The sequence below is a fragment of the Rheinheimera sp. genome (assembly GCF_020217005.1).
GTDB lineage: Bacteria > Pseudomonadota > Gammaproteobacteria > Enterobacterales > Alteromonadaceae > Pararheinheimera.
The window spans coordinates 1-10,000 of record NZ_JAIWOI010000049.1; the positions used below are offsets into that span (position 1 = coordinate 1).

General features: G+C 45.3%; 9 protein-coding genes and 1 pseudogene. 3 read left to right on the forward strand and 7 right to left on the reverse strand.

Annotated features, from left to right (window positions below; translation table 11 throughout):
* Positions 1–551 (reverse strand): arylesterase (locus LDL40_RS02465; RefSeq protein ID WP_300993455.1); only part of this gene is annotated, 551 nt, incomplete at its 3' end.
* Here LDL40_RS02465 and LDL40_RS02470 point away from each other — a divergent pair.
* Positions 550–1,266, forward strand: a complete 717-nt coding sequence (locus tag LDL40_RS02470; RefSeq protein ID WP_300993457.1) for an ABC transporter ATP-binding protein — start codon at positions 550–552, stop codon at positions 1,264–1,266. The two genes, LDL40_RS02465 and LDL40_RS02470, sit on opposite strands and share 2 nt — an antisense overlap.
* Complete coding sequence (locus tag LDL40_RS02475) at positions 1,256–3,736, forward strand: ABC transporter permease (RefSeq protein ID WP_300993459.1); 2,481 nt, start codon at positions 1,256–1,258, stop codon at positions 3,734–3,736. The genes LDL40_RS02470 and LDL40_RS02475 overlap by 11 nt, the downstream gene beginning before the upstream one ends.
* On the opposite strand, the gene LDL40_RS02480 is transcribed toward LDL40_RS02475, so the two are convergent.
* The 4 genes from LDL40_RS02480 to LDL40_RS02495 form a co-directional block, all read right to left on the reverse strand.
* Positions 3,727–4,620, reverse strand: coding sequence for a TIGR01777 family oxidoreductase (locus LDL40_RS02480; protein ID WP_300993461.1), 894 nt, complete (start codon positions 4,618–4,620; stop codon positions 3,727–3,729). The two genes, LDL40_RS02475 and LDL40_RS02480, sit on opposite strands and share 10 nt — an antisense overlap.
* A 68-nt stretch (positions 4,621–4,688) precedes the next feature.
* Complete coding sequence (locus tag LDL40_RS02485; RefSeq protein WP_300993463.1) at positions 4,689–5,078, reverse strand: hypothetical protein; 390 nt, start codon at positions 5,076–5,078, stop codon at positions 4,689–4,691.
* Entirely contained in the window at positions 5,075–6,397 is a 1,323-nt protein-coding gene (locus tag LDL40_RS02490) for an ATP-binding protein (RefSeq protein WP_300993465.1), read from the reverse strand. The genes LDL40_RS02485 and LDL40_RS02490 overlap by 4 nt, the downstream gene beginning before the upstream one ends.
* Positions 6,398–7,075: a response regulator transcription factor gene (locus LDL40_RS02495; RefSeq protein WP_300993467.1), complete on the reverse strand. Its 678-nt coding sequence runs from the start codon at positions 7,073–7,075 to the stop codon at positions 6,398–6,400.
* Between the two features lie 646 nt (positions 7,076–7,721).
* Between LDL40_RS02495 and LDL40_RS02500 the strand changes: the two genes are divergently transcribed.
* Positions 7,722–8,036, forward strand: a complete 315-nt coding sequence (locus LDL40_RS02500; RefSeq protein ID WP_300993469.1) for a helix-hairpin-helix domain-containing protein — start codon at positions 7,722–7,724, stop codon at positions 8,034–8,036.
* 17 nt (positions 8,037–8,053) lie between these two features.
* Here the strand turns inward: LDL40_RS02500 and LDL40_RS02505 are convergent, their stop codons facing one another.
* Complete coding sequence (locus LDL40_RS02505) at positions 8,054–9,277, reverse strand: EAL and HDOD domain-containing protein (protein WP_300993471.1); 1,224 nt, start codon at positions 9,275–9,277, stop codon at positions 8,054–8,056.
* A gap of 144 nt (positions 9,278–9,421) precedes the next feature.
* Positions 9,422–10,000: pseudogene (locus tag LDL40_RS02510) on the reverse strand (sodium:proline symporter); the annotation flags it as partial.

Here is a 10,000-nt window from a genome sequence, read left to right on the forward strand (position 1 = left end):
TCCAGATTGGGGTGTAACCCATCTGCTTGCATCCATTGCTGTTTTAACGCTATGGTCTCCATAAAGAAAGGCCACAGAGGTATGTGCTGTTCTTTGGCAATCTTTGGATATAGATCAGTGAATAATTTGGTGTAACGTGGACCATAGTTTGGTGGGATACGTATTTGCATTAACACAGCCTTACTTTGTTGCTGTTTTATGTGCGTCACCATTGCATGGAGATTGCTTTCAAGCTGGGGCACGGGAAAACCACGCAGGCCATCGTTGGCGCCAAGTTCAATCAGCACGTAATCGGGTTTGTGCTGTTCGAGCAGGGCCGGTAAACGTGCCAGACCACCACCGGAGGTTTCACCGCTGATACTGGCGTTGATCAGTGTCCAGCTACTGTCCTGCTGGTCTAGTTTTTGTTGAAGTAGTTGAACCCAACTTTGTTGTTGGCTTAACCCATAACCGGCGCTCAGACTATCGCCCAAAATTAACAGCGTTTTGGCTTGTACCGCAGCTGCGGTCAACGACAATGCCAAAAGCATAACGTAGAACATTCGAATCATGAAAACACCTATACCTCATATTGTTGCCAAAGATGTTGTAAAAACAGTTCAGCTTACCGAATCTGAGCTTACCATACTGCAAGATATCCACCTGACTATCAATCAGGGCGCGACAGTCGCCATTGTAGGGGCTTCCGGCTCAGGTAAGTCTACCCTATTAGGGATATTGGCTGGTTTGGATCAGGCCTCATCCGGTGAAGTTTATCTGGCCGGTCAACCATTACATCAACTAAGTGAAGACCAAAGGGCAGAATTAAGGGCTAGATCTGTTGGTTTTGTATTTCAGTCATTTTTGTTGTTACCCAGTCTGACTGCTTTGGAGAATGTGACTTTGCCAGCTGAACTTGCCGGCATGCCCGATGCACGGGTCCGGGGCTTGGAATTACTGGCTCAGGTTGGATTAAGCCACAGAGCTGATTTTTTTCCAAATCAAATGAGTGGTGGTGAGCAACAGAGGGTCGCTATAGCCAGGGCTTTTATCACTAAACCTGCGGTACTTTTTGCCGACGAGCCTTCCGCTAACCTGGACAGCGCCACAGGCGAAAAAATTGAGGATTTGTTATTTGAACTGAATGAACAACAGGGCACGACCTTAATATTAGTGACACACAATCATGAACTGGCGCAGCGCTGTCAATACAGATACCTGATGCACGCAGGCCATCTTGCCGCTGAGCAACCAAAGGCTACAGAGGATAAGCGTCATGTGGGGTAAAATAGCCTGGCGTTTGTTCTGGCGCGAATTAAGCAGGGGAGAGTTATGGGTTATTGCTTTTTCGCTTTTTCTTGCTGTGTTAACAGTGGTGAGCTTGTCTGGTATTACTGAGTCTGTGCGTTCAGCTTTGTTTCAGCGCAGTGCCAACTTTGTCGCAGCGGATCTGATCCTGCGCTCCAGCGTGGCTTTTAACGAACAGGTGCAGCAACAGGCCGATCAACTTGAACTGCAATCTGCGCGTCAGGTGCAGTTTAATTCTATGGTATTTGCCAAAGACCTGATGCAGTTGGTTTCTATCAAGGCTGTCTCTGCAGAATATCCGCTGAGGGGCCAGCTAAAATTAAGTTCCTCTGTGGCAGACCCGACAAAAACAGCCTCATTGCAACAAGGCCAGTTGTATCTTGAGAACCGTTTGTTTAGCTTACTGAATATTAAAGTTGGTGACAGTATTGAGCTGGGAGAAAAGGAATTCATTGCTGCGGGTGTCATAGTGGAGGAACCTGATGCTCCGCTTTCGGTATTTGGCAGCTCACCCCGTATTTTAATGCAGCTGGAAGATGTTAATGCTACAGGCATTATTCAACCGGGCAGCCGCATCAGTTATCGCTTAATGTTTGCAGGAGCGCAGCAACAGCTTGGGCTTCTGGAAACTCAAACCAAAGAACTTCTTGGTCCTCAGGACAGATGGCAGAAAATGGATAGAGAATCCGCCATAGGAGGCGCTCTGGACAGGTCTGAACGCTTTTTGTTGTTATCCGGACTTCTGGGTATAGTTCTGGCAGCTTGTGCCGCTGCAGTGGCTGCAAATCGTTATAGTCAGCGTCACGCCCGCTCTGTTGCTGTGATGAAAGCTTTAGGGGCTACCACCAGCTTAAGCAGAAAGATTTATGGCAGTCATTTGCTTTTCGTGGTGATTTTCAGCGTAGGTTTTGGTTTGATAGCCGGGCAGCTGTTGGTGTTGTTAAGTCAGTGGGGGGTTGCGTTCTGGATGCCAGAGTATCTGGCAGAATTCAGCGTCCGGCCTTTGGCTCTGGGTATGTTAACTGCTGCTATCTGTGCATTATTGTTCTCTGCCCGGCCTTTATGGCGTCTTGCTGCCGTGCCTGCACTGAATGTGCTCAGGGAAAAGCCAGACCAGGTTAAATTCGATGTTGTGCATCTGGCCAGTGGCTCAGTGGCCATCTGGTTATTGATGTGGCTTTTTAGTGGCGACATTTGGATCAGCAGTTGGTTGTTTGCTTTGTGTCTGCTGTTTGCGGCTTTGCTCATGGGATTCGCGGCCTTACTGGTTCGGATAGCAAAACCTATGACGGCAGGCCAAAGCAGCGCATTGAAGCTGGCACTGGCGAATTTACGCCGCAGGTTATGGCCTAACGCATTTCAGTTGATCACTTTTAGCCTGGCTTTGTTCTTATCTTTATTGCTGTATTTTTTACGCTCTGAGTTGCTCGATCAGTGGCAGCAACAGGTACCGCAAGGAGCACCTAACCAGTTTTTGGTTAATTTAACGGACCAGGATAAAACAGCATTGCAGCAATTGGCGAAGGCGCATCAGCTGAGATTAACAGAGTTTTATCCTATGGTGAGCGGCAGGGTATTGGCTGTTAATGGTGAGAATTTCGCTGATGAGGCGACAAAAGAAAAGCCTGAACAACGACAGGGCGTAGGGCGTGAACTGAATTTAACCTGGTTAAATCACTTGCCTGACAATAACAAGTTAGAAAGTGGACAATGGTTTAGTACCGATACCAAAGCTGAAGTGTCGGTCGAATCTCAACTTGCTGAAAGGTTGCAACTGAAGCTGGGTGACCAATTACAGTTTTCTGTTGGTGGTCAGTTGTTTGAAGCGAAAATCAGTAGTATTCGTAAAGTAGACTGGAACAGCTTACAGCCGAATTTTTATATGGTGTTGTCACCCGATCTGATGCAAGGCTTTCCAGCTACTTATATCACGGCTTTTTATCTGGATATGTCAGAACAGGAATTGTTAAATCAGATAGTCCGGCAATTTCCGACTGTCAGTCTGATCTCAGTCGATACCATCTTAAAACAAGTGAATGACATTATTGCTCAGGTGTCTGTCGCTTTAACCTTTATCCTACTCCTGGTGTTTGCTTCTGCAGTGCTGGTTCTGGTGGCGCAGGTACAGGCTACGTTAGAACAAAGGGAGCAGGAGCTGGCAATTTTGCGCACTCTGGGGGCGAAATCAACCTTCCTGAAGGCTGCTTTGTTGTATGAGTTTGCGGCCTTAGGTGCTTTGGCAGGTCTATTTGCAACTTTACTGGCTGAAGTGCTGCTGGCTGCAGTGCAGCAGCAGTTTTTTGACTTGCCTTATAGCCCACACTGGAATTTATGGTGGTTGGGGCCAGTAACTGGTGTGGTATTAGTTACTACCTTAGGAGCCTGGCAGGTCAGGGGGTTGTTGAAGATGTCTGGTAGTACATTACTTAGAAGAGCCCTTCAGAATTGAAGGGCATTTAAGGCCTCTTTGAGTTTAGGATAGTGGAACTGAAAACCACTATCCAGTAGGCGTTTAGGTTGCACATTCTGACCAAATAGCAACAGGTCTGCCATCTCACCAAAAGCCAGACGTAAAATAAAAGCCGGCACTGTAAAAGGTGCCTTTTTACCAAAACGCTCGGCTAACAGCTGGCTAAAGTCTTTGTTGCTGACAGGGCGTGGTGCTGTAGCATTAAAAGGCCCGCTCAAATCATCATGTAACAATAAGAATTCAATTAGGTTCACCATATCTTCAATATGGATCCAGGACATAAATTGCTGGCCATCTGCTATAGGTCCACCTAAGCCAAACTTAAACAAGGGCAGCATCTTGCTAAGAGCTCCACCTTTGTTACTAAGCACTATGCCGGTGCGTAACAGACAAACCCTTGTTTTTTCGCCTGCGGCGCGCTGTGCCAAATTTTCCCAGCGGGCACAAATGTCGTGGCTGAACTCGGGATAAAAAGATTTATAATCTTCGGTCACTACTGTATCGCCCTGGCGGCCATAAAAACCTATGGCAGAGCCGCTAAGCAATACCTTAGGCGGGGTAGGGCATTGTTGAATTTTCTCTGCCAGAGCTTCAGTGATCTGCCAGCGGCTTTGGCAAATTTTTTCTTTTTGACTTTCGGTCCAGCGTCTGTCCGCTATTGGCTCGCCAGCCAGATTGATCACAGCGTCAATCTGATTAAGGTCGAATTGCTCAAGAGATTCCTGATAGTTGGCATCTATAGCCAGAGTTTGTCTGGCTCTGACCGCTGAGCGACTGAGAATATGTAACTGATGTTGCCCTTGCCATTTCGCAACTAGAGCCCGCCCGATCAAGCCTGTTGCGCCTGTGATCAAAATGTTCATTTAAAACTCCGTTAGCCAAGTGCTGAATTTACCCAAGTATAAGAGTTTTAATACGGCTCTGTGTGCAATCAGGGTTCAGTGCGAATTTGTTTTAAAAATTCGACGCGTTGTTTCAGATGAAGTAGCTGACATTCTTTGTATAAAACACCAGCTGCATCTGTGTCCGGCAGCTGGCCTATAAACTGCCAGCGACAGTCTTGTTCGACATAAGTATTAAAACTTTGACGTGCTTTATTAAACATCTTCAGACCATCTTTACGGCCTGTGCTATTTGCCTGTTCTTCCAGTAAGAACTGGTGGTTATTCTCCCAACTTGTCAGTTCTCTGCGACTTTGCTCCAGTTTTTGATCCAGACATTGCATATAGTCTGTTTTGTTTAATTTCGTCTGATCACAAGCTTGCTGCGCAGTAAGCTGGAACGCGCATAGTAAACCCATCAAGGCTAGTAGTTTATTCATTTAATACCTGGCTCCGGAAAACGTATTACGAAACGGGCACCACCCAAAGGACTTTGAGAAACCTGTAACTCACCTGAATAGGACTTTACCAGTTCGGAGACAATAGAAAGTCCCACACCATGTCCTTCTTTGTAAGTATCTAAGCGGGTTCCGCGCTGAAACAACTCATCTCTTTTATCTTGTGGAATGCCTGGTCCATCATCTTCGATGTCTAATTGCAAAGGTTTTCCAAAGGCACTGATTTTAACCTTGCAGCTACAGGCTTTGCAGGCGTTATCAAGCAGGTTCCCTAAAATCTCCATTAAATCTGTTTCATCGCCACGGAATACTACCTGTTCAGTACAATGAATTTCTATAACACAACCTTTGTCTCTGTAGATTTTACTGAGCGCTTGTTCAAGTTTTGCGATTAAAGGTTTAACTTTGATTTGTTTATGCCACAGGTCTTGCCCAGAACTTGCCGCTCTTTTGAGCTGATGTTCTATCATGCCAGTGATTCGATCCAGTTGTTCACGCAACTCTGGCTGTTCCGATAGCTTGGAGGTACGAAGTACTGCTATCGGAGTCTTCAGAGCGTGCGCTAAATCGCTTAAATGATGGCGATAACGTTGTTTTTGCCTGTTTTGATTTGCCAACAGCAAATTTAAATCTTCTTTAATTTTGTTTAGTTCAGCAGGGTAGTCATGTAATAGTTGTTCCTGCTGACCACTTTCCAGCTTATGAATTTCTTTATCCAAAGAAGTAAGTGGTTTTGTGATCCAATAATAAGCCAGCAAAGTTAAACCTATCAGTACCAAAGCTATGCCGATAAACCACTGACTTAAGGTTTTGCGGAAAGTTTTCAAAGGTTCTTGCAACAGGTGATCATTTTGCACTACGTGAATAGTCAGCGGCAGTGTGTTATCACCTAAATCAAAGAGTACAGAAAAAGATAACACCCAGTATTTTTGTTGGTACTGCTCCATCAGGACGAACTCATGTGAAGCTGGCAATATCTGATGGGTTGGCGGATCAAACTGTTGATTAATAGAGGAATCTGATTGCCATAACAACTCGTTTTCACTGGTAATAAAGGCGGTTAGCCCTGAGTCTGGACGATAAAAATCCGGAGGTAGCAAGTTGTTACTCAGCTCAACTTTGCCATCTTTTGGCTGAACCTCGGCCAGAATGGAATACATATGGACTTCAAGTTTTTGCTCTGTGCTGGTTAACAGCTGGGTATAAAAAGCCTGTTCTATGGCGAAAAAAGAGCTGGGCAGCAAAAAGAACAGCAAAAACAGGCTGATGATACCCTGACGAACTTTGAGCGATAACTGCATTTAACTGACAACCATGGTGAACCTATAACCACGGCCACGCAGAGTTTCGATAGGCTTTAATTCACCATCCGGATCAAGTTTTTTTCGTAAACGCAGCACAAAAACCTCGATAACATTGCTGTCCAGATCAAAGTCCTGATCGTAAATATGCTCAGTCAATTCAGTTTTCGAAATCACCTTATTTGGGTTGTGCATGAAGTATTCCAACACTTTGTATTCATAAGCCGTCAGGCTTACTTCACTTTCACCTAACCAAACCTGTTGAGTTCTGCTGTTAAGTTTTATAGGTCCGGAGTGAAGCATTGGGTCAGGCTGACCTGCAGCACGGCGGATTAACGCATTGATTCGAGCCAGTAGTTCTTCGGTATGAAAAGGTTTGGTCAGGTAGTCATCTGCTCCTGCGTCTAAACCTTCAACCTTTTCCTGCCAGCTACCACGTGCTGTTAATACGATCACCGGAGTTTTGATTTCGTTCTGGCGTGCTTTACGAATTAAACTCAGACCATCCATTTTTGGCAGACCTATATCAATAATGGCCAGGTCGTAAGGATATTCGCTTAATTTAAACCAGCCATCTGCACCATCCTGCGCCACGTCTACGCTAAATTGCTGCTGCACTAAATGCTCACGGATTTGCTCCGCCAATAAGGTCTCATCTTCAACAACTAATAAACGCATGGGGCTTCCTTTTGAACAATGCAGAATCAAAGTGGGGTTATGCTAAAACACTCTGTCGGTTGCGGCAATCCTTAACATAAGACAAAGCGTTGAAAGTGTAGGGGATAGGGACTGAATTGTCGCTGAATACCCTTCCCCGTCGTACTTGACGCTGCAGCTTTGTTGACGGCGAGCTCTCAGCCCGGTCACATAGGTAAACTATGCTTCCGGGTCTTCAAACTCTTGTCGTCGCGCTGCAACGCCAATTACCTGGGGGATTCCCGTCGTACTTGACGCAGCAGCTTTGTTGACGGCGGGCTCTCAGCCCGGTCACATAGGTAAACTATGCTTCCGGGTCTTCAAACTCTTGTCGTCGCGCTGCAACGCCAATTACCTGGGGGGGCCGTCGTACTTGACGCTGCAGCTTTGGGTTTCAGGCACTTAGCCATCACTTTCCTATTATATTGTTATATTAAAGATCTAAGTTAAAAATAATGTTTATTAAATGTAAAAATAAAGATGAAAAGTGGTGGGCTTGGGCTATCTTTATTAACGAGGTTGCAACTCAAAGAGGTTCGTTTGTCCCTGTTAACCGGATTGTTGTTGCTGGCAACAACCTTCAGCAACACAGTGAGGAGACAAAGAACTGTTAAAAGGAGAGAACATTATGAAAATCGCCCTCGTTGCAGCAGTCGTGGCTAGTTTGGCTTGTGTTATGAACTTAACAGTCGCACAAGAGTTGGCTAAAGCTCCGTTATCAGTGCCAGCGGCAGCCAAAGTTGCGGATAAAGCCAAGTTGAATATTAATCAGGCGTCTTTAGAGCAATTAGTCGCTGTGCCTGGTATCGGTGAAAAAAAAGCTCAGGCAATCAAAGACTACATCAGTGCCAACGGTCCCATTAAAGATCAGAAGCAACTGACTGAAGTTAAAGGCATTGGTGATAAGTTGGCGGCAAAAGTCGCAGAGCATGTCAGTTTCTGACTAAGAATAAGCGCTCGTCAGTTTTCGCCGAGCGCTTTCATTTGATCGTTAGCCCATTGCACAGCCGTGTGGTAGGCATCTGGCACTAATTTACTGTCGAGTTTCAGTGACTGGATTAAATCATTCGCATTTTCCCAAGCCGCCTGCTCGTAAAATTTAATCAATTGCAGAAATTGAGCTATTGGTCCTATGCCATCAATCAGAGCTTCTTTAATATCTTTAGACAGCGGCAATTTCCCCATGACGGAACTCATGGGTTCATCCAGTATTGCATCCATCAATGACATCATTCCAGCCAGAAAGGCTTTGGCTACCTCCGGAAATTTCGCGAGAGTGGCTATGTCTTCTGCAAAACGGGCTCTGGTCATGGCCATTCGCATCAGCTCTGCAGGTTTATCACTACTGATTTGTGCAGTAAATAGCACAGATAAAAACCTTTTTAGTTCCGCCTGACCTAATACCACTAAAGCTTGTTTAATAGTGGCTATTTCAGAGCGGCGCTTAAACACAGCAGAATTGGTGTAACGAAGTAACTTATAAGACAAATGCACATCTCGTTCGAATACTGATGTGATAATGTTTAAATCCATCTCAGGCTTTGCTGTTTCATACAACAATTCGGCCAGTGTCATCTGCGCAGGCGACAAAGCCCGGCTTTGCATCATTTGCGGGCGGGAGAAAAAATACCCTTGGAAATAATCAAAGCCTAGATCCAGAGCCTGAACAAATTCGTCATTTGTTTCTACCTTTTCTGCCAGCAATTTAATATGTGGGTAATCTTTAATGGCCTGCTTTATTTGCAGGATGGTATCAAGGCTGGTGGCACGAAAATCAATTTTAATGATGTCAATCAATGGGTAGAAGTGACGCCAAACGGGTTGATGAATGTAATCATCCAGAGCAAGAATGTAACCCTGAGCTTTTAATGACTCACATTCTGCCAATAAACGTTTCCCGGGTTGAACTGTTTCAAGGATTTCGATCACCACCTGCTCACAAGGTAGCATCGATGGGTACTTTTTCAGCAGAGAATCAAGGGTAAAGTTGATGAAGCCTGGTTTGTCGTCAAGGAACTCATCCAGTCCCAGATTCAACTGACTGCCTTCAATCATACGCGAGGTCGCTTCGTTGCTGTCCACTTCAGGAAACACGTTTTCTACACCATCCCTGAACAACAATTCGTAGGCAAACAAATTTTTATTTTTATCCAGAATAGGTTGGCGCGCAGTGTAGAAGTACATAAGTTCCTGAACAGCTAAACAGAAGTCATGCTTCAATGTAGCAAAGATCTGCAGGAAAAGACTATTGGTCTGATAGATTTTTTAAGAGATTACCGCAGCAAAGTACAGGGCGAGATGATAAGCACTCGCCCTGCGGATAGTCGCTTATTTATTTTCTAACTTATCAGATACTTGCTGAAACAATTGGCTTACATTTTCCGAAGGCGCAGAGGTGACCAGGCTCACCAGCCAGGTGAGAACTGCTGAAACAAAAACGCCTGGGATCATCGCGTACAGGTAGTCATTTAATTGTTTACCCTCGATTTGATAAGGACTGTAAGCCCAGAACAATACAGTGAGTGCTCCAGCGGCTATACCAGCCAGAGCGCCCCAGTGATTCATCCTTTTCCAATACAAACTGATTAGAACTACGGGCCCAAAGGCCGCACCAAAACCAGCCCAGGCATTGGCGACTAAACCCAAAATCGAACTGTTGCTGTCGAGCGCGAGATAAATAGCGATAAGAGCTACAGCAAAAACGCTGACTCGGCCGATCAGTACCTGCTGTTGATCGCTGGCTTCTTTATGAAAAAAGGTTTTGTAAAAGTCCTGAGTTAAAGCACTTGAAGTAACCAGCAACTGAGAAGATATGGTACTCATAATGGCTGCCAGAATAGCGGCGAGTAACAAACCTCCGACAAAAGGATGGAACAGAACTTGTGACAGTAAAATAAAAATGGTCTC

Bases quoted from the DNA above. Each gene is read 5' to 3' on its own strand.
- LDL40_RS02470 (WP_300993457.1), top strand. From the start codon at position 550: ATGAAAACACCTATACCTCATATTGTTGCCAAAGATGTTGTAAAAACA.
- LDL40_RS02475 (WP_300993459.1), top strand. From the start codon at position 1,256: ATGTGGGGTAAAATAGCCTGGCGTTTGTTCTGGCGCGAATTAAGCAGG.
- LDL40_RS02480 (WP_300993461.1), bottom strand. From the start codon at position 4,620: ATGAACATTTTGATCACAGGCGCAACAGGCTTGATCGGGCGGGCTCTA.
- LDL40_RS02485 (WP_300993463.1), bottom strand. From the start codon at position 5,078: ATGAATAAACTACTAGCCTTGATGGGTTTACTATGCGCGTTCCAGCTT.
- LDL40_RS02490 (WP_300993465.1), bottom strand. From the start codon at position 6,397: ATGCAGTTATCGCTCAAAGTTCGTCAGGGTATCATCAGCCTGTTTTTG.
- LDL40_RS02495 (WP_300993467.1), bottom strand. From the start codon at position 7,075: ATGCGTTTATTAGTTGTTGAAGATGAGACCTTATTGGCGGAGCAAATC.
- LDL40_RS02500 (WP_300993469.1), top strand. From the start codon at position 7,722: ATGAAAATCGCCCTCGTTGCAGCAGTCGTGGCTAGTTTGGCTTGTGTT.
- LDL40_RS02505 (WP_300993471.1), bottom strand. From the start codon at position 9,277: ATGTACTTCTACACTGCGCGCCAACCTATTCTGGATAAAAATAAAAAT.